Source organism: Streptomyces sp. NPDC096324 (assembly GCF_044763015.1).
In the GTDB taxonomy this organism is placed as follows: Bacteria; Actinomycetota; Actinomycetes; order Streptomycetales; family Streptomycetaceae; genus Streptomyces.
In genome coordinates this window covers 455,318-478,199 of the sequence record NZ_JBIWFK010000008.1, presented here as the reverse complement: position 1 = coordinate 478,199, position 22,882 = coordinate 455,318, and the positions used below count along the sequence as shown (strand labels likewise).

Sequence of the window (22,882 nt, the reverse complement as noted above, 5' to 3'; positions counted from 1 at the left end):
GCTTCCGTGGACACGCGAACGTGGGACACGCTGGTCAGCTCGATGAAAGGCACCTACGTCAAGGGAGTGCGCGAGGGTGCGGTGCCCCGGCCGGTGATCATGCCGCTCGTGCGGGGCGAGCTGGTCGGACTGGTCTGGGTGCGGCCGACCGAGCCCGGCGCCGACGCGCTCACCGGCATCGCGGCGCTGTCGAACATCGCGGCGGCGGCCGGAGCGGACGAGGTCGTCCTGGCCTGGGAGACCCAGGAGGTCGCCGCGGCCTGTGAGCTGCCCGTCGTCGGCCCCTCCCCGTGCCTGAACATGGTCCGCGCCACCCCGGACGGGCATGTGCTGCACCAGTTCCCCTACACGGAGGAGTCCTCGTCCGCCGGTACCGCGGAGAAGGACGCGACCGCCCTCGACTGGGTCCAGGCCCCCGCGCCGCGACCGGACGGCGAACTGCCGCCCCCGGTCAAGGCGGCCGTGGAGTACGCGTTCACCCCGATGGAGCTGGACCATCCCAACCCCTTCGGCGTCACCGTCGTCCTCATGGAGGAGGACGGCTACACCGTGCGCCTGACCGACGTCTTCGACCGCTGAAGATTCCCACGCGACGCGCCTGCTCGGCTTCCGGCGCCTAGGCTGACCGGGCGCGGCAAACCTTCGCGCGCCCTCAGCGGGCGGTCCGTGATCGCAGCACAGGAGGAACCTTGTCCGGTCAGTTCGAGGCGACAACCGAGATCAACCGGCCCATCGAGGAGGTCTTCGCCTACCTCGCCGCCGGCACGAACGACCCGGAGTTCAGCCCGAGGGTGCAGACGATCACGAAGACTCCGGAGGGCCCGACGGCCGTCGGCACCGTCTTCACCAGCACGGTCAAGGACGCGGGTATGAAGACGGGCCGGGAGTTCCGTATCACGGAGTTCGAGCCGTCCCGCCGGATCCGCTGGGCGGAGATCTCGAAGAACACCGTCATGGCGTCGGAGGGCGGCTACGACTTCGAGTCCACCGGCGCCGGGACCACCCGGGTGCGGATCTTCAACGTCCTGGAGGGGCACGGCATCGGCAAGCTCCTGGTGGGCTTCGCGCTGAGCGCGGCCCGCAAGGACGCGGACGCCTTCGGCCGGCGGATCAAGGCGGCCGTCGAGGCCTCCTGACCCCGGCGGATCCGGGGAGCCTCCGGCGCCCGGCGGATCCGGCGTCACCCCCGCGCGCGCTCCGGGCGCGTCACGATGTCAACGCGGTGCGCGCCCCGGGGGTTCCGGCTCGGGGCGCGCCCGTAGTTCGGTGATCACGGACCAGGCGACCGACACCATCGGTACCGCCACGACGGCCCCGGTCACACCGGCCAGGATGCTCCCCGCGATGACGGAGACGGCCACGACCACGGGGTGCAGCCGGACCGCCCAGCTCATGACCAGCGGGTGCAGGACGTGCCCCTCGATCTGGCCGATGACGACGATCAGGGCGAGCACGATGATCGCGACGACCGGCCCCTTGGTGGCCAACGCGACGACCGTCGCCACGCCCAGCGCGACGGGTGAGCCCACCAGGGGGATGAACGCGGCGAAGAACTCCAGCAGCGTGAGCGGCAGCGCCAGCGGGACGCCCAGGAGGGTGAGGGCGATGCCGACGAGTACGGCGTTCGTGGCCGCCACGATGATGATGCCGCGTGTGTAGCCGGCGAACGTCCGCCAGGCCGCCCGGCCGCCGCGGTCCCACGGGTCCCGCACACTCTCCGGCATCAGCTCCTGGAACCAGCGCCAGTACCTGTCCCCGGAACGGATGAAGAAGAGCGAGCAGAACAGCCCCAGCACCAGGCCGGTGACGAACTCCACCGCGCGGCCGGCGCCGCTGAGGGCGCTGCTGATCACCACGGACCGGTGCTCGGAGACGAACGTGGCCACCTTGCCCTGAAGGTTCGACAGCACCGCGTGACTCAGATGGAAGGGTGAGCCCTCCAGCCATCGTTCGATCCGGCCCAGTCCCCCGGCGAACTCGTGTCCCAGGTCCCCGGACTCGCTCGCCACGACACCGCCGACCAGCGCCATGACACCGAGCACCAGCACGATGCTTCCCAGGATGCTGATGATCACCGCCAGGGTCCTCGGCAGGCGCCGCGCCAGCAGATCGGCGAGGGGACGCAGGACGGCCGTCACGACGAGCGCGAGGAACAGGGCCACGGCGACCAGTTGCAGCTTGCCCAGGAGGGCGAAGACCGTGTAGCCGACCACGCCGACGACGATCAGCCGCCACGCGTAGGCCGCGGCCACCCACAGCCCGCGATGCACCGGGGCACCCGGGGGGTCTCCGGTGCCGTGCGGCCCGTCCGCGGCGGCCGTACGGGCCCGCGTGACCGTCCGGACGCCGCGGGAGGAACGGTTCCCGACGACGTGACGCGGGCGGCCCTCGCCACGACCCGTGCCGGGCTCGCCCGGCCGCCGGTCGGGACGGCGCGATCCGGCGTTCACCTGTGTGCCACCGTCCTCCCGTCGTCGTGCCCGCCGCCCCGCGCGCCCGGCCGGAGACCGCCGCACGGCCTCGGGACGCGGGCGACCCCGGGCCGTCGATCACGCGGGCGTCCTGGCCAGCGTGGTGTCGCGCATCGCACCCCGCAACCCGGGAGACACGGTCCTCGGCCGTCGCCGTCTCCGGTCCGGGGACCTCCCACCGACGCATCACCCCTTTAATGTCATTTAAGGCATTCGCCCCTATATTGGGTCTGTGATCAGGCGGCTGGACCTACTTGAGACCGCTGACGACGGCATCACGGAAAGCGAGGTCTTCCGGCTCGCCCTTCAGCACTCCATCGCGGAGCTGGGCTGCGTCGGCGGGGCCGTCTACCTGCGGGGCCCGATGTCGGCCCTGCGTCTGGTTTCCTCCACCGGACTGCCGTCGTCGGTCACCCGCGCCTGGGAGATCGTCGACCAGGACGGACCCACGGCCACCGCCCGCGCCGTGCGCTCCGGTGAGCACGTATGGGTGGCCGCGCTCCCCTCCGACCTGGAGGAACCCACCGCGCCGCTGCTGTCGCGGTCCGGCTGGTTCGCCGTACCCCTGGTCCATGAGGGCCGTGCCATCGGCGCGATCACCTGTCTCACCGGTGACAACGAGGAGCCCCCACCCGAACAGCGGGCGTTCCTCGGCGCGGTGGCCGACTGGACCATGAACCGGCTGCAGAAGATGCCGGCGCCGGAACGCATGGGCACCGACCTCGACGCCACTCCGGTCGGCTCGTGGGAGTGGGACGTGCGCACCGGCGAGCTGCAGTGGGACCAGGTGGCCATGAAGGTCTACCAGACCGAGCCGGGACAGTTCGTGCCCGGTGTCGAGACCTGGATGAAGGTGGTCCACCCCGACGACCTCGCGAGCACCCTGGCCGCCGCCGAACGCACCATCCGCACGCACGCGCCGTTCGAGGCCGAGTACCGGGTCCGGCGCAACGACGGTGGCTACACCTGGACACGCGCCTCCGGTCATGTCGTGCTCGACGACGAGGGCCAGGTCGCGCGCATCGTCGGCAAGGGCTGGGCGAGCGACGCGGCACGCTCGACCCGCGACGCGCTCAGCCGCGCCCTGCGGCACATGAGCGACGCCTTCCTGTCCGTGGACGACGACGGGCGGATCACCTTCGCCAACCTGGAGGCGGAACGCATTCTCGGCACGTCCGGCCAGCAGCTCCTCGGCCGGGACCTGTGGGACCTGCCCGCCCTGAGCCCTGTGCCGGATCTGGAAGCCAGGTGCCGGCGCGGTGCCGCGCAGTCCACGGCGGCCGCCTTCGACATCGCGCTGGCCGACACCGGGCGCTGTTACGACCTGCGCCTCGTGCCCGTCCCCGGCGGTCTGACGGTGTACTTCACCGATGTCACCGAGCGCCGTCGCCGTGAGGCCGAGCAGGCGGCGGCCGTACGCGACGCGGCCGAGCGCGCGAGCCGGACGGCGGAACTGACCACGCAGCTCGCGGCGGCGACCACCTCCGAGGACGTGGTGACCGCCGTCGCCCAGCGTGTCCTGCCGCCGTTCGGCGCCCAGGGCCTGCTCGTTCTCGTCATCGAGGACCGGAAGCTGGCGCACATCGGGTCCGTCGGATATCCGGACTCCTTCCTGCGGCAGATGCACGGGGAACACGGCAGGGATCTGGCGGACGCCGGTCCGGCCGGGGAGGCGATCCTGACCGGCGAACCCCGTTTCTACTCGTCGCGCGAGGAATGGGTCACGGCCTTCCCCGACGCCGAGAGCCTGCCGCCGACCGGCATGGAGGGCTGGGCCTTCCTCCCGCTGACGGCATCCGGCCACACCTTCGGCGTCTGTGTCATCGCCTTCGACACCGCACGGCACCTCACGCCGGAGGAACGCACGCTCCTCATCACCATCAGCGCCCTGGTGGCGCACGCGCTGGAGCGGGCACGGCTCTACGAGGCCGAGCTCACCCGCTCCGAGGAACTCCAGCAGGCGCTGCTGCCCCGGGGGCTGCCCACCGTTCCCGAGGCGACCGCCGCGGCGCGCTATCTGCCGGCCGGGCAGAGCCTGGACGTGGGCGGGGACTGGTACGACCTGATCCCGCTGTCCGCGGGCCAGGTGGCCCTGGTCGTCGGGGACGTGATGGGCCACGGTCTGTCCGAGGCCGCGACCATGGGGCGGCTGCGTACCGCTCTGCACACCCTGGCCGCCCTGGAACTGCCCCCCGACGAGATCATGGGCCACCTGAACGACATCGTGGGCGGCCTCGGCGACCACGCCTACGCGACCTGTCTGTTCGCGCTGTACGACTCCACCGACGGATCGTGCGTCGTGGTCCGGGCGGGGCACCCGCCGCCGCTCGTCGTCCGGCCGGACGGAAGCACCTACTTCCCCGAGATCGCCGTCAACCCTCCCCTGGGCGCCGCGTTCCCGCCCTTCGAGACGACGGAACTGGAACTGCCCGCGGAGAGCCTTCTGGTCCTCTACACCGACGGGCTCGTCGAGTCACCGCAGCGGGAGATCGACCAGGGCATGGCCCAGCTCGCCGGTCTGCTCGGCGGCGCGGCGGGGTCTCCCGATCCGGAGGACCTGTGCGACTCCGTGACCGAGGGGCTGCTCCCGGGCGGGCCCACCGCCGACGACGCCGCACTGCTGATCGCGCGCCTGCACCATGTGGCCGACCGGCAGGTGGCCTCCTGGGCGCTGCCGGAGGGCCCGGAGGCCGCGGGTGAGGCCCGTCGCCATGTACGCGAGCAACTCGCCCAATGGCACCTGGACGACCTGGTCATGACGACGGAGCTGCTGGCCAGCGAGCTCGTCGGGAACGTCATCCGGCACGCCGGCGGCCCCATCGGCCTTCGCCTCCTGTGCAGCGGGACGCTGGTCTGCGAGGTGTCCGACGCGAGTCTGACGATGCCCCGCATCCGCCGGGCCACGGACACCGACGAGGGGGGCCGCGGGCTCCAGCTCATCAACGCGCTCTGTGAGCGCTGGGGCAGTCGCTACACCCCGGACGGCAAGGCCATCTGGACCGAACAGGCCCTTCCCGACGACTCGGAAGCACCCGGCGAGGATCCGGATCAGGACTTCTCGAGCCGGTCGTAACGCCCGGAAAGCCCCCGCGGGCGGCGCATCGACCGGGCCACGGGGGCTCTACGGGAAAGCTGCTGATCCGACGTCAGCTACGCGCGAAGTCCAGCAGGTCGGCGTTGAACACCTCGGCGAACTTCGGCACCATCGCGAGGCCGTGGGGAGCACCCGGGTACACCTTGTAGACGGCGTCCTTGACGAGTTTCGAGGACTTGTCGCCCGCGGCCACGATGGGAACGATCTGGTCGTCGTCGCCGTGCACGATGAGGGTGGGGACGTCGATCTTCTTGAGGTCCTCGGTGAGGTCGGTCTCGGAGAACGCCTTGACGCAGTCGTAGGCGCCCTTGATGCCGACGGTCATTCCCCAGAGCCAGAACTGGTCCCGCGTTCCCTGGGTGACGGTCGATCCGTCCCGGTTGGCGCCGTAGAACGGCGCGCTGAGGTCCTGGTAGTACTGCGACCGGTCGGTCTCGACGCCCTTGCGGATCTCGTCGAACACGTCGATCGGCAGGCCTTCGGGGTTCTCCGCCGTCTTGAGCATGAGAGGCGGGATCGCGCCGACGAGGACCGCCTTGGCCACCCTGCCGGAGCCGTGCCGGCCGATGTAGCGGGTGACCTCGCCGCCGCCGGTCGAATGGCCGACCAGGATGACGTCCCGGAGGTCGAGGGCTTCGATGACCGCCGCCAGGTCGTCGGCGTAGGTGTCGAGGTCGTTGCCGTCCCAGGGCTGGCCGGAGCGTCCGCCGCCGCGGCGGTCGTGGGCGACGGCCCGGAAGCCGTTGTCCACCATCACCTTCATCTGGGCGTCCCAGGCGTCCGCTGTGAGCGGCCAGCCGTGCGAGAAGACGACCGGCTGACCGGATCCCCAGTCCTTGTAGAAGATCTGCGTGCCGTCCTTGGCGGTGGCGAAGGGCATGTACGGGTCCTCTCGAATCTGGTCCGGATCCCGGCGCTTCGCGCGCCGTCGGCGGCCTCTCGGGTCCCACCGACGATGCCGTCGTCCGCGTGAGCCGTCGGGTACGTACTCTGTCGGCCTCGTACGCCGCCCGCCCGTGCGACAGGGAGATCGGCAGCGCGAATCGACCGGAATGAGTACGTTGTCCACCTCACACTAGCCCAGGTGCCACGCGGCGTCGCGGCGGGCGGACAGCGCCTCCGCACCCGTGGCCGGACTGAGCCGTCAGGGCGATCTTGTCTCTCCTGTCGCGTGCGATCGCGACGCTTTCCGTATCTTTCGGTCGCTTCCCGGCGTTGGCGCGGCGTCCGTGTCGATCACCGTTTCCGGAGCCAGAGTGCCCGCTCCTCGCGTACCGTCCCCGCCCCCTCATCTCCTGTCCGAACGGGTGCGGGACCCGTATCCCTACTTCGCCTGGCTGCGCAGGAACGCGCCCGCTCACGCGGACCGCAGGCCCGGTCGGCCCACCGTGTGGCAGGTCTCCCGCTACGCGGACGTCCGAGCCCTGCTGACCGACGGGCGGCTGAGCAAGGACCCGGACCGGGTGCCGGGTTACGTTCCGGGGCCGCCCGGGCTGAACCGGCATCTGGTCCACGCCGATCCTCCGGACCACACCCGTCTGCGGACCCTGGTGAACGCCGCGTTCGTACCGCGCCGCATCGCCCGTCTCGAACCGTTCATCGCGGACACCGCCGACCGTCTGCTGGACCGGATCGAGCACGACACCCACGTCGACGTGATCGCGGCCTTCGCGGCTCCTCTCACCTTCCGGATGATCTGCGCGATCCTCGGTGTCCCCGGGGAACTCGACAACGCGGCCACCAGGGACACGCTCATGGCCACCATCGCACCGGATCCGGGCCGGGATCCGGCCCGGGTGGCACGAGATCTGCACGCGCTCCTCGACCGCCTGATCGCCGGAAAGCGAACGAGCGGCGAGAGCAGCGGGGTCGACCTGCTGGGCGCTCTCGTTCGGGCCGGCGACCACAGCGGGGCGATGAGCGAGGAGGAGTTGCGCTCGACCGCCTACCTCCTGCTGCTGGTCGGCCACGACACCACCATGAACCTCATCGGCAACGGCACGCTCGCGCTGCTCCGGAACCCGGACCAGGCGGCCCTGCTGACCGGACCGGAAGCCGGCCCGGAGCTCGTCGGCACGGCGGTCGAGGAACTGCTCCGGTACGACTCCCCCGTGCGGGACGCGACCTTCCGGTGCGCCGCCGAACCGATCCGCCTGCACGGTCGGTCGATCGGCAGGGGGGACATCGTCAGCCTCCTGATCGGTTCCGCCAACCGGGACGAGGCCCGTTTCCCCGACGCCGACCGGCTCGACGTGGGCCGGACCCCCAACGACCATCTCGCCTTCGGCCACGGCCCCCACTTCTGCATCGGTGCCGCTCTCGCCCGTCTCGAAGGCACGGTCGCCTTCCCCCGGTTGCTCGAACGACTGGGCCCGGTACGGCTCGCCAAGCCCGACGACGAACTCCCCTGGCGTCCGGCCCGGGTCATGCGCGGGCTGGCCGAACTGCCGGTCGTACGGATCTGACCCGACCCTGCCCGAAGGCGCGCGGGCCCGCGGGCCCGCGCGCCGAACGACCCCCGACCAGGAGCACGTCTCATGGACACAAGCGAACCCGTGGTGATGACGTCCGAACCACGTCCCGGCGTCCTGCTCATCACGCTGAACAGGCCCCACGTCCGCAACGCCGTCGACCGGGCGCTGGCCGGCGCCCTGGACTCGGCCCTCGCCCGGCTGGATGCCGAACCGTCTCTCGCTGTCGGCGTCCTTTCCGGGGCGGGCGGCCACTTCTGTTCAGGGATGGACCTCAAGGCCTTCCCCGATCAAGGCGTTCCGCTCGTCGCCGACCGCGGGCTCGGCGGACTGACCCGCGCCCGGATCCGCAAGCCGCTCATCGCCGCCGTGGAGGGCGCGGCCGTCGCGGGCGGCTTCGAACTCGCCCTCGCCTGCGACCTCATCACCGCCTCCGACACCGCGTTCTTCGCCCTGCCCGAGGTCGCCCGTGGGCTGATCGCCGCCGAGGGCGGCGCCGTCCGCCTCCCGGGCCGGCTCCCCTACCACGTGGCCATGGAGCTGTTGCTGACCGCGGCTCCCCTGCCGGCCGCCGACGCGGCACGGTACGGACTCGTCAACCGGCTCACCCCCGAGGGCGGAGCACTCGACGCGGCGATCGCCCTGGCCGAACGCGTCCAGGCCCATTCCCCCGACGCCGTCCACGTCACCAAGCGCGTCGTCCAGGACACCCGCGGCCTCGACGACCACACCGCCTACACCGTCCAGGATCCGCTGAGCGCGCCGGTCTTCACCACCCGCGCCGCCGCCGAGGGCGCGCGGGCGTTCACCGAGAAGCGGCCCCCGGCCTGGAGCCGGTGAGCGACGTGACGTCCGCCGCCGTCACGTCGCGGGGCCGCCCTCTCCCGGTCCGCCGCCCTGCTCGAACAGGCCGCCGGCCACCACGCCCCGGGTGGAGAAGGTGACGGGTTCGCCCGGCAGGAAGTCGCCGGGCGGGATCCCGGGGTGGTGTCCGTCGCGGCGCGACGGGTGCCCGGAGCGGGGCCCGAGCGCCAGGCGGGAGACGATGCGGTAGCGGTCCCCGCGGTAGATCGAGTGGACGTACTCCACCGGCCGGCCCGAGGCGTCCGAGGTGAGGCGCTCGAACAGCAGCGCCGGGGACAGCTCCGGCACATCGAGCAGTCCCGCCTCGTCGCGGGTCAGGACCGTCGGCTCGATCGACTGGACCGCCTCGCTCACCTGGATCCCGTGGCGTTCACCGAGGTGCTCGTACAGGTCGCCGTTCTCCAGTTCGTCACTGGTCAGGTCGGGCACCAGGGCGGCGGGGACGTGCAGGTACTCGATGGCCATGGGTGCGCCGTCGACGAGGCGGAGCCGGGCCACGTACCGGATGTCCGCGGCCGGGGAGATGCGCAGCCTGCGGCCCACCCGGGCGCCGGCGGACGTCGTGCTGAACTCCAGGAGTCTGCTGGTCCAGGTGCCCGCGGCCCGGGGCAGGCTGAAGTTGCGCCGGTCGGGGACGAGTTCCTGGGTGATCTTCTCGGCGGCCACGAACATGCCCCGCCCGTGCTCACGCACCAGGAGTCCGGCGACCACGAGTTGGTCCACGGCCGCGCGCAAGGTGGGCCGGGACACCCCGAGTCGCGCGCAGAGCGTCCGCTCGGAGGGGATGGCGTCGCCGGGACGGCGTTCCTCGATGAGTTCGAGGATCGTGTCCCGGACCCTTTCCCGCTTGAGTACCGCGCGGGAGGCGGCGGGATCGATCTCCATGCTTGACCCTCGCTCGTCGTCGGTGCCGGCCAACTGGTATGGCCCCTGACCCTAACTGGTCTGCTGGTCCCGGGGTTTGCTTCCGACGCGCTCGACCCAACAGTGAAGCACGCCGCCCACTTCAGCCAACTCCCTTTGAATACAGGGGGGTTGACGAGTGCATTGGTCTATGCCACTTTTCAGGCGACGTCAACTGGTAAAACCCATCGGCCAACTGGTCAAGCACGGCATGTCTCCACGCGTTCCTGAGCACCCCCACCTCCCGCGGCCGGCGGGAGCCCATCGAAAGGAACCCCCATGAGAAACCGCCCCCTCACAGGCCGCCGTCGCGTGGCCCTCGCCCTGTCGGCCCTGCTGGGCGGCACCGCCCTGGTGGCCGTTCCGATGTCCGCCCCCGCCGCCGCGGCCGGGGGCCTCGCCGTCCAGTACCGCACCAGCGCGAGCGGCGCCACCGCCGACCAGAGCGAGCCCTGGTTCAAGGTGCGCAACACCGGTTCCACGACCGTGCAGTTGAGCCAGGTGAGGATCCGCTACTACTTCAAGGCGGACTCGGCGAGTGCCGGCTACCGCTTCGCCTGTTCCTGGGCCGTCAAGGGATGCGCGAACGTCACCGGCACGTTCGGCACCCTGGCCCACCCCACCGCGACGGCGGACCGCTATCTGGACGTCGGCTTCACCTCCACGGCGGGCGCGCTGGCACCGGGCGCCGACACCGGTGACATGCAGCTTCGCTTCTACCAGTCGAGCTGGCAGTCCGTGAACCAGGCGGACGACTACTCCTTCAACGGCGCGCAGACCTCGTACGCGGACTGGAACAAGGTCACCGCCCAGCTCGGCGGAACCACCGTGTGGGGCACGGCGCCCGAGGGCAACGGCCCCACGGATCCGACCGACCCCACCGATCCGCCCACCGACCCGCCCGGGAGCGGCAAGGCGCTGTTCGACGACTTCAGCTACTCGTCGTCCACCGACCCGGCGATCTCCGCGCACGGCTGGAACGTCCGCTCCAACTCCGGTGGCCCCGGCGTCCCCGGCGCGACCTGGGACCCGTCCAAGGTGACGTTCCCCGTGGTGTCGGGCAACTCGGTGATGAACCTCCGGACGTCGACCTCGGGCACCGCCGAGTCCACCCGGCAGACCGAAGTCGTCTCCAAGAGCATGAAGTTCAAGAACGGCACCTACGCGGCGCGGGTGAAGTTCGCCGACGCGCCGCAGTCCGGCCCCGACGGCGACCACCTGGTGCAGACGTTCTTCACCATCAACGACCTCACCGCGCCGATGGCCGACGACTACGCCGAGTACGACTTCGAGTACCTGCCCAACGGCGGCTGGGGCGAGACGGGCAACATCCTGTACACGACCTCCTGGGAGACGTACAACCCCGACCCCTGGCAGGCCGTCAACCAGCACACCGAGGCCCGCCAGAGCTACGCCGGCTGGCACGACCTGGTCCTCACGATCGACAACAGCAGCATCAAGTACTACATCGACGGACAGCTCTTCGGCACGCACGACGCCCAGTACCTGCCCGAGCGGCCCATGTCGATCAACTTCAACCAGTGGCTGATCGACCTCGCCGGGCAGACCTCGACCGGGGCACGCGCGTACGACGAACAGGTCGACTACGTCCTGCACGTCAAGGACCAGGTGCTCACCCCGGCCCAGGTGGCCGCCAAGGTGACCGCCTACCGCGGCGCCGGCACCACGTTCGTGGACGAGGTGCCGGCTCCCTGACACGGCCGGGCCCAGGACCCCGCCGGCGGACGCGTGGGCGTTCGCCGGCGGGGACCGGCCGCGGGGGACGGCCGGGGCGTCGGACGGAGGCGGTCAGTGGTGGTGGCCGGCCCCATGCCTCAGCTCGGCCAGTACCGCGCGGGCCATCGCCTCCTGGCCCGTGGCGTTGGGGTGGGCCGGAGCCGCGGGCGCGGTCGGGCGCAGCGGCTCGATCCAGCGGTCGGCGGGCGCCTTGCACATGTCGTGGCCCACGGTCGGCCCGTACGTGTCCACGTACTCCGCCCGGTTCAGGGCCGCCACCGCGCGCAGCATCAGGTTGAGCCGCTTGCCGGTGTCGCGCAGATAGGGGAAGTCCTTCGCGGCGAACGGCACCGTCGGGTAGCAGCCGCTGCCGTCGTCGGGCAGCAGGTCCGGGTAGCCCACGACGACGACGCGGGCGTGCGGCGCCCTGGCGTGCACCTCCCGCAGCACCCGGGCGACCTTGGGCGCCGTCTGGAGGATGTTCAGGGTGAGCTGGTCGTAGCCCGCGGCACCGTAGTACTGCTGACAGGGGTTGCCCGCGAGGTCCTTCGAACTGAGCCCGGCACAGGTGGCGATGATCGAGCCGAAGCCCATGTCGTTGCCGCCGATCTGCACGGTCACCAGGTCGGTGTCGCGCTTCACCGCGTTGAGCTGGGGTCCGTTGGTGCCCTGCGCCTTCCACATCTCGTCGGTCTTCGCGCCCGAGCAGCTCACGTCCGTGAACGTGGCGACCTTGCGGGCGGCCGCGGTGATCGAGGGGTAGTTGTGGTCGGAGCGCGCGCAGTTCGCGTCGATCTGCTGAGGGATCAGCGGCCCCGACGTGTACGAGTCGCCGAGCGCGACGTAGTTGACGCCATGCCCCTTGTGCCCGTCGCCCGCCTGGGCGGGGGCTGCCGCCGCGACGCCCGCGACGAGCGCGCAACTGCTCAGCGCGGCCCCCAGCGCCAGGGCGCCCCGCCGCCCTGGAACGGCGTTTTCCGGACGCGTGTGATCGTTCATCGTGCCCTCCCCTGAAACCGTGACAGCCTGCAAAACGGGTACCGGCGTCCCGCGGCGCACGGGATCGCGGCGCCGCGACAGGCCGGACGGCTCCTGCCCGGCAGACCCAACCTGGTCTGTATACCGGCCGGTAGGCCGCCGGAACAGGGTTTGATCGCCCTCCACTTGTCCATTTCTCGTCCACCGACCGGCCGGTTCAGCCGGTCGCGCGCGGTCTACGGCGCGGCCGTCGGCCGCGCGGCCGCTGTGCGTGCCGTGTCCCCGAAGCGGATGGTGAAGTCGTCGAGGGCCAGACTGACCAGGGGCGGACGTCGGCCCAACTCCCCCAGCGGGCCTTCCTCTTGCGCGGTCCAGTGGGCCCGGGCCGTCCGTACGGCCGAGTGCGAGCGGACGGAACTGGTCTTCAACGCGCCGTCGAGGGTCTGTGTGACGCGATAGGTGAGGGGCCAGCGGCCCGGCAGCCGGCGGCCGGGTTCGAAGACGGCACCGGCCAGGGCGCCCTCGTCCGTCGCCGCCTCGGCCCGGACGCCGTCGGCCGCCGTCGCACGGGCCCGGACGCCCTCGGCCGTCGCCGCGCCGGTCCGGACACCGGCCGTCCTGTCGATGGCGAAGTCCGCCAACTCCTTGGGGATTCCCCACAGTTCGCGGCCGCCCGCCATAGAGGCGGGGCTGTCGACCCAGATGTCGGTGATGCAGACCCGCGGACGGCGGCCGTCCCGTACGAGCACGGCCCGGAGCAGTTCGTTGTAGTGCAGGACGCTGTCGTTCTCGTAGACGACCCAGGCGGCGCCGACCGCTCCGCGCCCGGCGATGGTGACCGGCCGGGTGCCGTCGGCCACCCGCGGCAGTTCGCGGGCCGGCACCAGCCACAGCGACAGATACATCCGGCCGGCCAGATGCCAGGGTTCCTCGGGGTAGCGCGTCACGGGGTGTCCTTTCCGGTGGGGGGTTCCGGCGGCAGTGCGGCCGGTGCGCCTGCGGGCACGGCGGGGTGCCTCGGCGGGACCGGGCGCAGGCGGCGGTAGGGCAGGCCGGGTCCGGGCCGGGGGTCTTCCTCCCCCTGGTTGGGCCACAGGGCGACGGCCCGTTCGGCCAGGGCGGTGATGGTGAGGGAGGGGTTCACACCGAGGTTCGCCGAGATCGTGGACCCGTCGATGACGTGCAGGCCCGGATGTCCGTGCAGCCGGTGGTACGGATCGACCACGCCGGTCTCCGGATTCTCGCCGACGGCGCAGCCGCCGATGAGGTGTCCGGTGGTGGGGATGTCGAACAGATCGGCCCAGGTGCCGCAGGCCTGGCCGCCGATGCGCTCGGCGGCCCGGCGGGCCGCCCGGTGTCCGGCGGGTATCCAGGTCGGGTTGGGGGTGCCCTCGCCGGGTCGGCTGGTCAGCCGCCCGCGCCCGGTGAGGCCGCGACGGAGGTACGTCGTCACGGAGTTGTCGAGGGACTGCATGACCAGCAGGACGACGGTCTGCTCGGACCAGCGGCGCGGGTTGTGCAGGCTCGGCAGGTCCCGCGGGTTGCGTGCCATCGCGGCCAGACCGGTGAGGAGCCGGGACCGGCCGCGGACGGGGTCGACGAGCAGGGCGCCGAGCAGCCCGAGCAGATTGCTTCCCCGGCCGTACCGGACGGCTTCGACGTGCGTGTTCTCGTCGAGGTGCACGGAGGAGGTGATGGCGACGCCACGGCTGAAGTCGGTGGCCCTGTCCCTGGCCCTGACGCCGAGGATCGCCTCGGAGTTGGTGCGGGTCAGGAGCCCGAGGCGGGGCGACACGTCGGGCAGGGAGCCGCTCGCCCGCAGCCGGTGCAGCAGCCGCTGCGTCCCCAGGGCGCCCGCCGCGAAGACGACGTGCCGTGCGGTCAGGGTCCGTCTGCGGCGCGGCGGGCCTGCGCCCGTGCGTACCGAGGTGACGGCCCAGCCCTCGCCGTGCCGGGTGACGTCCGTGACCGTCCGCAGGGCGAGGACCTCGGCACCGGCGCGTTCGGCCAGGCCCAGGTAGTTCTTGGGCAGGGTGTTCTTCGCGTTGTGCCGACAGCCCGTCATGCACGCGCCGCAGTGCAGACAGGCGTTGCGGTCCGGCCCCGCCCCGCCGAAGTAGGGGTCCGCGACGCGGGCGCCGGGTGCCGTGCCGGGCGGCCCGAAGTGGACGCCGACCGGCACGGCCCTGAAGGTGTCCGCGCAGCCGAGGTCGTCCGCGGTGTCCCTGAGGAGTCGGTCGGCGTCCGTGAGCAGGGGGTTGGGGGTGACGCCCAGCATGCGGCGGGCCTGGGCGTAGTACGGCGCGAGTTCGCCGCGCCAGTCGGTGATGCCGGCCCACGGCGAGCCCTGGAAGAAGGCTTCGGGCGGCTCGTAGAGGGTGTTGGCGTACCCGAGCGAGCCGCCGCCGACGCCCGCGCCGGTCAGGACGAGGACGTCGCCGAGCAGCGTCATGCGCAGGATGCCCGTGCAGCCGAGGCGGGGAGCGAAGAGGTAGTCGCGCACGTGCCAGGAGGTCCGGGGGAAGTCGGCGTCGGCGAAGCGGCGGCCCGCCTCCAGGATGCCGACCCGGTACCCCTTCTCGGTGAGGCGCAGCGCGGTGACGCTGCCGCCGAATCCGGAGCCGATGACGAGCACGTCGTAGTCGGGTGCGTCCATCAGGGCCCCTTCGGTACGAAGTCGGCGAGGACCGGGCCGATCAGGCGGGCGATGTTCGCCCGGCGGACCTCGGGGTGCTCGCCCGCGAGGCGTACCGGTCCTTCGAAGCCGGGGGCGTGGGCCGCGAGCGCGAGGTGCGGCAGCAGGACGAGCAGCAGGGAGAGCAGCGCGTCGACGTCGGCGCCCTTGCGCAGGTCACCGGCCGCGACGGCCCGTTCGACGAGGGGGCGCAGGCCGGCGAGGTAGAGGTCCTGCACCGGGGCGCGTACGGCGTTGCGGACGGCGGGGTCGAGTTCCATGTTGGTGGCCGCGGTGACCCCGCGTTCCAGTGGATGGCCGGCGAAGTAGTCGAACCAGACCTCCAGGGCGTCGGTGAGGTACCGGGAGAACTCCGTGGAGCCGTCGTATCCGTCGAGCCAGGGCTGCATGGCGGTGTAGACGCGCAGGGAGGTCTGTTCGGCCACGTAGGCGAACAGGTCGAGTTTGCCCTCGAAGTACTGGAACAGCGAGCCCTTGGCGACGCCGGCCTCGCGGGCGATGACGTTGAGGCTTCCGGTGGAGTAGCCGTGGGTGCCGAACTCGTCCATCGCGGCGACCAGGACCCGTTCGCGCCGCACCGGTGACAGGCGGGTCCAGGTGGAAGTGGGCATGCGTGCTCCTGACGATGACCGGGCGGTCATGTGACCGCCCGGTCATGGTCGGTGCGGCGCGGACGCCCTGTCAACGAGGCCGACCGGAAAGGGGCCGACTTCGAACGGACCCTGGAGACACTATCGTTGGGCTGCCGTCACTCCGAACCCCCGTTCATGTCATGGTCATTGACACGGCGGGCCGGTGGACAGCAGCCTGTGACCACCTGGTCATGTGACCGGGTGGTCACCAGGGCGGTCACACGAGGGGGCGGGCATGGAGAGGGTGTGCGTGATCGGGGCGGGCTCGTCCGGGATCGCGGCCTGCCAGGTACTGGCGGCGCGCGGGATCCCGTACGACTGCTACGAGACCGGGTCGGAGGTCGGCGGCAACTGGCGCTACCTGAACGACAACGGGATGTCCTCCGCGTACCGCTCGCTGCACATCAACACCTCGCGCCAGATCATGGAGTACGCGAGCTTCCCCATGCCGGAGGACTCTCCGGTCTACCCCGGCCACTTCCACATCGCCCAGTACTTCGACAACTTCGTGGACCATTTCGGGCTGCGGCCGTCGATCACCTTCCGCACCGAGGCCGTGCGCGTGGAACCCCTGCCCGACGGCAGGTGGAGCGTCACGACACGCCACGTGGACTCCGGGGACACCGCCGAGCGGGTCTACGGCGCCGTCCTGGTCGCCAACGGCCATCACTGGAAGGCCCGCTGGCCCCGGCCGTCGCTTCCGGGAGCCGAGGAATTCACCGGCACGCAGACGCACTCGCACGACTACCGGACACCGGAGCCCTTCGCCGGCAGACGTGTCCTCGTCCTCGGTATCGGCAACTCGGCCTGCGACATCGCGGTGGAGACCTCGCGGGTGTCCCGTCGCACGGTCCTCGCCATGCGGCGCGGCGCGCACATCCTGCCCAAGTACCTCTTCGGTGTGCCCACCGACCATCTCACCGGCTCCTGGCTGGCGAGGGCCCCGCTGTCCATGCAGGCACAGGGCCTACGGCTCCTGCTCCGGCTCAGCCGGGGCCGCCTGAGGGACTACGGGCTGCCGACGCCCCGGCACGGGGTCCTGGCCGCGCACCCCACCATCTCCGACGACCTGCTCTCGCGCCTCGGCCACGGCGACCTCGCCGTGAAGCCGGCTCCCGTACGGCTGGAGGGCGACCGGGTGACGTTCGAGGACGGAAGCACCGAGGAGATCGACGCGATCGTCTACTGCACCGGCTACGACATCGCGTTCCCGTTCCTCAAGGACGAGGTGATCGATCCGTCCGGCAACGACATCGCGCTCTACCACCGCGTGGTCGCGCCGGACCGTCCCGGCCTCTACTTCATCGGGCTGGTCCAGCCCCTCGGCGCGATCATGCCGCTCGCGGAGGCGCAGTCCCACTGGGTGGCGGACCTGCTGGAGGGCCGGTGCGCGCTGCCCGGACCCGAGCGGATGCGCCAGGAGACCGACGCATACCGCGCGAGGCTGGCGCGCCGCTATGTCGCCTCGACCCGGCACACCATCCAGGTGGACGCACAGTCCTATCTCCGCGAACTGCGGACGGAACGCCGCAGGGGCGCGGCCCGGGTCCGGCGGGGCACCGCCGGCCGCTGACGGTTCCGCCCCGGACGGCCCTCGATCCCATCACGCGTGACCCAGATCACGCGCCCCGAGTGCATAGCGGGGCGCCCTCCAGCGTCTTTCCCCAGGTGTACGAGCCGGCAATGCGGGGACGGGTGCGGATGGGACAGGCAACAGCCGAGGGGACCGGCGGGTTCGACGGATTCGTCGCGGCCCGTTGGTCGGCGTTGTTCCACCTCGCCCGCCTCCTCTGCGCGGGTGACCGGCACCGCGCCGAGGATCTGCTCCAGGAGGCCTTGGTCAAACTCTGGTTCGTCTGGCCGAAGGTGGCCGACGAGGCGCCCGAGGCGTACGTACGCAAGGTCATGGCCCGCGCCGCCGCCCGCTCCGCACGTCGGCGGTGGTGGGGCGAGCGCCCCGTGGAGGTACTGCCGGATCTCGCGCACACCGGCGACGAGTCCGCGGCCGTGGTGGAACGGTCGCGCCTCGAAGCGGCGCTCGCCCAACTGCCGCCCCGGCAGCGGGCGGCCGTAGTGCTGCGCTATTACCAGGACCTGCCCGAGAAACAGGTCGCGGAGGTCTTGGGCTGCCCGCTCGGCACCGCCCGTTCCCACGCGTCACGCGGTGTGGCGCGGCTGCGCCAGATCCTGGCGGACGTCATCGAGCCGGTGGGGTGAAGGAAAGAATGGATCACTTCGAGCGGGAGTTGGCGCGGATGATGCGCGACGCCCAGGAACACACCCCCTTCGAGCCCGCACAGCAGAACGGCCTCCGCGACGGCGTCCGCGTCCGTCGCCGGATCCGCGCGGCGCAGCGGGCCGCGAGCTGTGTCCTGGCCGCCGCCGGGATCAGCCTCAGCCTGTTCCTGTTGCCGCACGCCCCGGACCGCGACCGTCCCCTCGGCCCCGTGCCCCGGCCCACCGACACCCCCGCCACCCCGTACGTCACCCCGTCACCGACCCCGTCGTCGAGCGGGGCACCCACCGAGTCGGCCACCGGGACGGCCGAGAGCACCACCGGAACCTCCGGCCCCCCGGACACGCCCACGGCGACGGAGAGTTCGACGTCGGTGGGCTCCGACCCCGGCGACGGGGGAACGGCGACGACCAGCGCGCCCGCCACCGAGACGGCGACGCCGAGGAACACCCCGACGTCCTCGCCACCCCCGTCGGGCCCCGAACCGTCGTCGGTCGAGGTCAGCAGCACCGGGTAGCCCCGGCGCGCATTTCGCGGGCGGCGCCGCCGTCCGCACCCGGCATCCCTCTCCGCACCCCTCAACGCGGTCCGGCCGTGAGCGTCTTCGGCCTGCCCCGCGACAGCGCACAGAACAGGACAGAACATGACGAAGGCATTGCGGTGCGCCCCCACGGACTTCGAGGAATCCGACCGTGTGCCCTCGGACCGGCTCCCCGTCCGGCGCCCTGTCCGGCTTCCGTCGGCGGCGGACCACACGGAACCCGTCCTGGACGTGGTCGTCCCCGTGTTCAACGAGGAGACCGACCTGGAACCGAGCGTGCGCCGGCTGCACGCCCATCTGCGCGAGACGTTCCCGTACCCCTTCCGCATCACGGTCGCCGACAACGCGAGCACCGACGCCACCCCGCGGATCGCCGCCCGGCTGGCCGCCGAGCTGCCGGAGGCCACGTGGATACGACTCGACGAGAAGGGACGCGGACGTGCCCTGCGCACCGCGTGGTCCGGCTCGAAGGCGCCGGTGCTCGCGTACCTGGACGTCGACCTGTCCACCGAGCTGAACGCACTCCTGCCGCTCGTCGCCCCGCTGATATCCGGGCACTCCGACATCGCCATCGGCACCCGGCTGGCCCGCGGTTCCCGGGTGACCCGCGGCCCCCGGCGCGAGATCATCTCCCGTTGCTACAACGCTCTGTTGCGGTCCACGCTCGCCGTCGGCTTCTCCGACGCGCAGTGCGGCTTCAAGGCCGTCCGCCGGGACGTCGCCGAGCGGCTGCTGCCGCTGGTGGAGGACTCGGGCTGGTTCTTCGACACCGAGCTGCTGGTGATCGCCGAACGCGCCGGGCTGCGTATCCACGAAGTGCCGGTCGACTGGGTCGACGACCCCGACAGCCGGGTCGACCTGGTCTCCACCGCCGTGGCCGACCTGCGCGGCATCGCGCGGATCGGCCGCGCGCTGGCCCGTGGCACGCTGCCCACAGCACGCCTCGGGCGCGTCTCCGAGAGCGCGCCACCGGCCTCCCCGACGGCTCAACTGCTGCGGTTCTGTGCCGTGGGGGTGCTCAGCACGATCGGGTACGTCCTGCTGTACGCGGCCCTGCGTCCGATGACGGGCCCTCAGGCGGCCAACGTCTGGGCGTTGTCGGTCTGCGCCGTGGCCAACACGGCCGCCAACCGACGGCTCACGTTCGGGCTGCGCGGCCGGGGCGGCGTCCTGCGCCACCAGGCCAAGGGGCTGGCCGTCCTCGGCCTCGGACTCGCGCTCACCAGCGGCTCACTGGCCGCGCTGCACCACTGGACGCGCGCCCCGGGACGCTCCACCGAGATCGTCGTGCTCGTCGCGGCGAACCTGGCGGCCGCGGTGCTGCGTTTCCTGCTCATGCGCACCTGGGTGTTCGCCACCGCCGCCCGGGGCGACGGCGCGGAAGGCGGGCCCCGATGAACGAGCCCGGCCTCACCACCACGTGGGCCCGTCAGACCGACAGGCCCCGGAACTCGGCCCGTTGGCGCCCAGCCCTACGACCCGACGGCGCGCACCCGGGCGGCACACGCCCGGACGGCGGCCCCGACCGGCGGGAGCGGCTGCGCCGGGCCGCGAGGCTGCACGGGCCGGCGCTCGCCCTGTACGGCGCGATGAAGCTCGTCGGCTTCTGCGTGTTCATGTACCTGCTGGACTCCTCCGGGGACTTCCGCCGGAAGAACCCCCGCTTCGGGGGCGGTGCCCACGTCTGGGACGTCCTGGCCACCTGGGACGGCTGGTGGTACCAGCAGATCGCCGCGCACGGCTACCATCCCGCGCTCGTGCCGGTACCCGGTGCCACCGGCCTGATCACCCTGGAGGGCAACTCCGCCGCGTTCTTCCCGCTGTACCCGGCACTGATGCGCCTGGTGTCCTCCTGCACCGGGCTCGGGCTGCTCGGCGCGGGCCTGGTGGTCTCCGTCGCCGCCTCGTTCATGGCCGTGCTGGGCATTCACGCCGTGACCGCCCGCGTCAGCGGCCGGCGCGCCGGGCTGGCGGCCGCCGGGCTGTGGGCCGTGTGGCCAGGCTCCGGCGTGGAGTGGTCGGGCTACTCGGAGTCCCTCTACGTCGCCCTCGCCGCCTGGGCCTGTTACGCCGTGATGCGCCGGAACTGGCTCACCGCGGGCCTCCTGACCTGCTTCGCGGGCCTCACCCGGCCGACGGCCACCGCGCTGATCGCGGCCCTCGCCCTCGCCGCGCTCATGGAGGTGGTCCGGCACCGGCGCGCGGTGCGCCGCTGGGGGGACCGCCCCGCCCCGGACGGAGCACGGCGCCGGGACGCGGTCCTGCGCCCGGTGGCGGCCGTGCTGATCGCCCCCGTCGGGCTGGCGGGCTACCTCGGCTGGGTGGGGCACCGCATGGGCGACTACGGCGGGTACTTCACGCTCCAGGACAAGGCCTGGGCCCACTCGTTCGACTACGGACGGCACACGGTCAAGGTGCTCTCGTCCCTGATGGTCGGCCGCTACGACTACCTCTTCGCCTACCCCCACGAGGACGTCATCGCCGCCGGCACCGTCCTGCTGGCCCTGATCGCCCTGCCCCTGCTGTTCCGGCTGCGCCCGCCGCTCGTGCTGACCGTCAGCACCCTGCTGACCATGGCGCTCGTCCTGGGCAGCCAGCAGATCTTCGGCAACGTGTCCCGCTACCTGCTCCCGGCGTTCCCGCTCCTCATCCCCTGCGCCACCGCCATGCGCCGGCTCAGCACCCCGGTCCTGTGCACGGTCCTCACCGTCGCGGCGCTCGCCTCGGGCTCCTACGCCGGGTACGTGCTCTTCGAGGTCGGGATCCCGTGACGGAACGTGCCCCGCACCCGATCCCCGGTGCGGGGCACACGATCCTGGCGCGGCGGGTGTCAGGCGCTCTTGGGCGCCGCCTGCTGCACGACCTCGAACGACCAGACCGAGGACCCGCTCGCGGCGGGCTTCGGGCGGTCGCCGCCGCCCTGGTGGGCCGACTTCATCGGGCCCTCCATCCACGCCTGGAACGACTCCTCGTCACGCCAGCGCGTGTACACCAGGTAGTCCTCGGTGCCCTCGACGGGGCGCAGAAGCTCGAACCACTCGAAGCCGTCGGAGCTCTCCACGGCGCCGGCACGCGAGGCGAAGCGCTTCTCGAGGGTTTCCCGCTGCTCGGCGGGGACGGTCAGGACGTTGATCTTGACTACGCTCATGCCCCCATCCTGCCGCACCGCGGACGGCACATGGATCAGGGGCCGCCCGATGCCCCCGCACGGACGGCCCCCTCGCCCCGGTTCCCGCTCAGCCGGCGCTGAGGAGCTGGAGCGTGTCGATGACGCGGTTGGAGAAGCCCCACTCGTTGTCGTACCAGGCGACCACCTTGATGTGGCGGCCGTCGACACGGGTGAGCGCCGAGTCGAAGATCGACGAGGCCGGGTTGCCCGTGATGTCGGACGAGACGAGCGCGTCCTCCGAGTATTCGAGGACACCGGCGAGCGGGCCCTCCGCCGCGGCGCGGTAGGCCGCCAGGACCTCGTCACGGGTCACGTCACGGGCCACGGTGGTGTTGAGCTCGACGATCGAGCCCACCGGCACCGGCACCCGGATCGAGTCGCCCGACAGCTTGCCCTCCAGGTTGGGCAGCACCAGGCCGATCGCCTTGGCGGCACCGGTCGTGGTCGGCACGATGTTGACGGCGGCCGCACGGGCCCGCCGGGCGTCGCGGTGCGGGCCGTCCTGGAGGTTCTGCTCCTGGGTGTACGCGTGCACCGTCGTCATGAAGCCGTGCTCGATGCCGGCGAGGTCGTCGAGCACCGCGGCCAGCGGGGCGAGCGCGTTGGTCGTGCACGACGCGTTCGAGACGATCGTGTGCACGGCCGGGTCGTAGGCGTCGTTGTTGACACCGAACGCCAGCGTCACGTCGGCGCCCTCCGCGGGCGCGCTGACGAGCACCTTCCGCGCACCGGCGTCGAGGTGCGCTCCGGCCGCCTTCGCCGAGGTGAAGCGGCCGGTGGCCTCCAGTACGACGTCCACGGCGAGCTCGGCCCAGGGCAGTTGCCCCGGTTCGCGCTCGGCGAGCACCTTGATGCGCCGGCCGTCGACGACGAGGGTGTCCCCGTCGACGGTCACCGGGCGGCCGAGCCGGCCGGAGGTCGAGTCGTAGGCGAGCAGCCGCGCGAGGACGGCGGGCTCGGTCAGATCGTTCACCGCGACGACTTCGAGGTCCGTGTCGCGTTCGAGCAGGGCGCGCAGCACGTTGCGTCCGATGCGGCCAAATCCATTGATGGCGATACGAGTCATGATTGTTGTCCCTTCGGCTCCCTCC

At 71.9% G+C, this 22,882-nt stretch carries 20 protein-coding genes; 11 read left to right on the top strand and 9 right to left on the bottom strand.

Annotation, left to right across the window (positions count from 1 at the left end):
- Positions 1-6: 6 nt before the first annotated feature.
- Together ACIQ7M_RS24590 and ACIQ7M_RS24585 are read left to right on the top strand one after the other, a co-directional pair.
- Entirely contained in the window at positions 7-579 is a 573-nt protein-coding gene (locus ACIQ7M_RS24590; protein ID WP_403647982.1) for a hypothetical protein, read from the top strand.
- A 110-nt stretch (positions 580-689) separates the two neighbouring features.
- Positions 690-1,136 (top strand): SRPBCC family protein, encoded by a 447-nt coding sequence (locus tag ACIQ7M_RS24585; protein ID WP_389845526.1) that lies wholly within the window; start codon positions 690-692, stop codon positions 1,134-1,136.
- 78 nt (positions 1,137-1,214) lie between these two features.
- Here the strand turns inward: ACIQ7M_RS24585 and ACIQ7M_RS24580 are convergent, their stop codons facing one another.
- A complete protein-coding gene (locus tag ACIQ7M_RS24580; RefSeq protein WP_403647977.1) occupies positions 1,215-2,270 on the bottom strand; it encodes an AI-2E family transporter in 1,056 nt (351 codons plus the stop codon).
- Between the two features lie 433 nt (positions 2,271-2,703).
- On the opposite strand from ACIQ7M_RS24580, the gene ACIQ7M_RS24575 reads away from it, so the two are divergent.
- The gene (locus tag ACIQ7M_RS24575; RefSeq protein ID WP_403647974.1) at positions 2,704-5,544 is read left to right on the top strand and encodes a SpoIIE family protein phosphatase; all 2,841 of its coding nucleotides are present in this window, start codon (positions 2,704-2,706) and stop codon (positions 5,542-5,544) included.
- Between the two features lie 73 nt (positions 5,545-5,617).
- On the opposite strand, the gene ACIQ7M_RS24570 is transcribed toward ACIQ7M_RS24575, so the two are convergent.
- Positions 5,618-6,445, bottom strand: a complete 828-nt coding sequence (locus ACIQ7M_RS24570) for an alpha/beta fold hydrolase (protein WP_386985088.1) — start codon at positions 6,443-6,445, stop codon at positions 5,618-5,620.
- A 376-nt stretch (positions 6,446-6,821) separates the two neighbouring features.
- Here ACIQ7M_RS24570 and ACIQ7M_RS24565 point away from each other — a divergent pair, with 376 nt between their 5' ends.
- The gene (locus ACIQ7M_RS24565) at positions 6,822-8,030 is read left to right on the top strand and encodes a cytochrome P450 (protein ID WP_403647970.1); all 1,209 of its coding nucleotides are present in this window, start codon (positions 6,822-6,824) and stop codon (positions 8,028-8,030) included.
- Positions 8,031-8,102: 72 nt separating this feature from the next.
- Complete coding sequence (locus ACIQ7M_RS24560) at positions 8,103-8,876, top strand: crotonase/enoyl-CoA hydratase family protein (protein ID WP_403647967.1); 774 nt, start codon at positions 8,103-8,105, stop codon at positions 8,874-8,876.
- Between the two features lie 21 nt (positions 8,877-8,897).
- On the opposite strand, the gene ACIQ7M_RS24555 is transcribed toward ACIQ7M_RS24560, so the two are convergent.
- Positions 8,898-9,785, bottom strand: coding sequence for a GntR family transcriptional regulator (locus tag ACIQ7M_RS24555; protein WP_403647964.1), 888 nt, complete (start codon positions 9,783-9,785; stop codon positions 8,898-8,900).
- 297 nt (positions 9,786-10,082) lie between these two features.
- On the opposite strand from ACIQ7M_RS24555, the gene ACIQ7M_RS24550 reads away from it, so the two are divergent.
- Complete coding sequence (locus tag ACIQ7M_RS24550) at positions 10,083-11,519, top strand: cellulose binding domain-containing protein (RefSeq protein ID WP_403647961.1); 1,437 nt, start codon at positions 10,083-10,085, stop codon at positions 11,517-11,519.
- Between the two features lie 93 nt (positions 11,520-11,612).
- Here ACIQ7M_RS24550 and ACIQ7M_RS24545 read toward each other — a convergent pair whose 3' ends face one another.
- From ACIQ7M_RS24545 to ACIQ7M_RS24530, 4 genes are all read right to left on the bottom strand, one after another.
- The gene (locus ACIQ7M_RS24545) at positions 11,613-12,539 is read right to left on the bottom strand and encodes an SGNH/GDSL hydrolase family protein (protein ID WP_389845546.1); all 927 of its coding nucleotides are present in this window, start codon (positions 12,537-12,539) and stop codon (positions 11,613-11,615) included.
- Positions 12,540-12,754: 215 nt separating this feature from the next.
- Positions 12,755-13,465, bottom strand: coding sequence for an acetoacetate decarboxylase family protein (locus ACIQ7M_RS24540; RefSeq protein WP_403647957.1), 711 nt, complete (start codon positions 13,463-13,465; stop codon positions 12,755-12,757).
- Positions 13,462-15,174, bottom strand: a complete 1,713-nt coding sequence (locus tag ACIQ7M_RS24535; RefSeq protein WP_403647954.1) for a GMC oxidoreductase — start codon at positions 15,172-15,174, stop codon at positions 13,462-13,464. Before ACIQ7M_RS24535 ends, ACIQ7M_RS24540 begins: the two co-directional genes overlap by 4 nt.
- On the bottom strand, positions 15,174-15,824 hold the full coding sequence (locus ACIQ7M_RS24530; RefSeq protein ID WP_403647953.1) for a TetR/AcrR family transcriptional regulator: 651 nt from the start codon (positions 15,822-15,824) through the stop codon (positions 15,174-15,176). Before ACIQ7M_RS24530 ends, ACIQ7M_RS24535 begins: the two co-directional genes overlap by 1 nt.
- A 256-nt stretch (positions 15,825-16,080) precedes the next feature.
- On the opposite strand from ACIQ7M_RS24530, the gene ACIQ7M_RS24525 reads away from it, so the two are divergent.
- The 5 genes from ACIQ7M_RS24525 to ACIQ7M_RS24505 all read left to right on the top strand — a co-directional run bounded on the left by ACIQ7M_RS24525 (position 16,081) and on the right by ACIQ7M_RS24505 (position 21,393).
- On the top strand, positions 16,081-17,418 hold the full coding sequence (locus ACIQ7M_RS24525) for a flavin-containing monooxygenase (protein ID WP_403647951.1): 1,338 nt from the start codon (positions 16,081-16,083) through the stop codon (positions 17,416-17,418).
- A gap of 128 nt (positions 17,419-17,546) precedes the next feature.
- Positions 17,547-18,062: a SigE family RNA polymerase sigma factor gene (locus tag ACIQ7M_RS24520; RefSeq protein ID WP_386985070.1), complete on the top strand. Its 516-nt coding sequence runs from the start codon at positions 17,547-17,549 to the stop codon at positions 18,060-18,062.
- Between the two features lie 8 nt (positions 18,063-18,070).
- A complete protein-coding gene (locus ACIQ7M_RS24515; protein WP_403647948.1) occupies positions 18,071-18,598 on the top strand; it encodes a hypothetical protein in 528 nt (175 codons plus the stop codon).
- Between the two features lie 126 nt (positions 18,599-18,724).
- A complete protein-coding gene (locus tag ACIQ7M_RS24510; protein ID WP_403647944.1) occupies positions 18,725-20,020 on the top strand; it encodes a glycosyltransferase in 1,296 nt (431 codons plus the stop codon).
- Between the two features lie 191 nt (positions 20,021-20,211).
- On the top strand, positions 20,212-21,393 hold the full coding sequence (locus ACIQ7M_RS24505) for a hypothetical protein (protein WP_403648198.1): 1,182 nt from the start codon (positions 20,212-20,214) through the stop codon (positions 21,391-21,393).
- Positions 21,394-21,452: 59 nt separating this feature from the next.
- Here ACIQ7M_RS24505 and ACIQ7M_RS24500 read toward each other — a convergent pair whose 3' ends face one another.
- Both ACIQ7M_RS24500 and gap read right to left on the bottom strand, forming a co-directional pair.
- The gene (locus tag ACIQ7M_RS24500; protein WP_403647941.1) at positions 21,453-21,770 is read right to left on the bottom strand and encodes an antibiotic biosynthesis monooxygenase family protein; all 318 of its coding nucleotides are present in this window, start codon (positions 21,768-21,770) and stop codon (positions 21,453-21,455) included.
- A gap of 88 nt (positions 21,771-21,858) precedes the next feature.
- On the bottom strand, positions 21,859-22,857 hold the full coding sequence (gene gap / locus ACIQ7M_RS24495; protein WP_386985064.1) for a type I glyceraldehyde-3-phosphate dehydrogenase: 999 nt from the start codon (positions 22,855-22,857) through the stop codon (positions 21,859-21,861).
- Positions 22,858-22,882: the final 25 nt, after the last annotated feature.

Bases quoted from the DNA above. Each gene is read 5' to 3' on its own strand.
- ACIQ7M_RS24570 (WP_386985088.1), bottom strand. From the start codon at position 6,445: ATGCCCTTCGCCACCGCCAAGGACGGCACGCAGATCTTCTACAAGGAC.
- ACIQ7M_RS24560 (WP_403647967.1), top strand. From the start codon at position 8,103: ATGGACACAAGCGAACCCGTGGTGATGACGTCCGAACCACGTCCCGGC.
- ACIQ7M_RS24555 (WP_403647964.1), bottom strand. From the start codon at position 9,785: ATGGAGATCGATCCCGCCGCCTCCCGCGCGGTACTCAAGCGGGAAAGG.
- ACIQ7M_RS24550 (WP_403647961.1), top strand. From the start codon at position 10,083: ATGAGAAACCGCCCCCTCACAGGCCGCCGTCGCGTGGCCCTCGCCCTG.
- ACIQ7M_RS24545 (WP_389845546.1), bottom strand. From the start codon at position 12,539: ATGAACGATCACACGCGTCCGGAAAACGCCGTTCCAGGGCGGCGGGGC.
- ACIQ7M_RS24535 (WP_403647954.1), bottom strand. From the start codon at position 15,174: ATGGACGCACCCGACTACGACGTGCTCGTCATCGGCTCCGGATTCGGC.
- ACIQ7M_RS24530 (WP_403647953.1), bottom strand. From the start codon at position 15,824: ATGCCCACTTCCACCTGGACCCGCCTGTCACCGGTGCGGCGCGAACGG.
- ACIQ7M_RS24525 (WP_403647951.1), top strand. From the start codon at position 16,081: ATGGAGAGGGTGTGCGTGATCGGGGCGGGCTCGTCCGGGATCGCGGCC.
- ACIQ7M_RS24520 (WP_386985070.1), top strand. From the start codon at position 17,547: ATGGGACAGGCAACAGCCGAGGGGACCGGCGGGTTCGACGGATTCGTC.
- ACIQ7M_RS24515 (WP_403647948.1), top strand. From the start codon at position 18,071: ATGGATCACTTCGAGCGGGAGTTGGCGCGGATGATGCGCGACGCCCAG.
- ACIQ7M_RS24510 (WP_403647944.1), top strand. From the start codon at position 18,725: ATGACGAAGGCATTGCGGTGCGCCCCCACGGACTTCGAGGAATCCGAC.
- ACIQ7M_RS24505 (WP_403648198.1), top strand. From the start codon at position 20,212: ATGAAGCTCGTCGGCTTCTGCGTGTTCATGTACCTGCTGGACTCCTCC.
- ACIQ7M_RS24500 (WP_403647941.1), bottom strand. From the start codon at position 21,770: ATGAGCGTAGTCAAGATCAACGTCCTGACCGTCCCCGCCGAGCAGCGG.
- gap (WP_386985064.1), bottom strand. From the start codon at position 22,857: ATGACTCGTATCGCCATCAATGGATTTGGCCGCATCGGACGCAACGTG.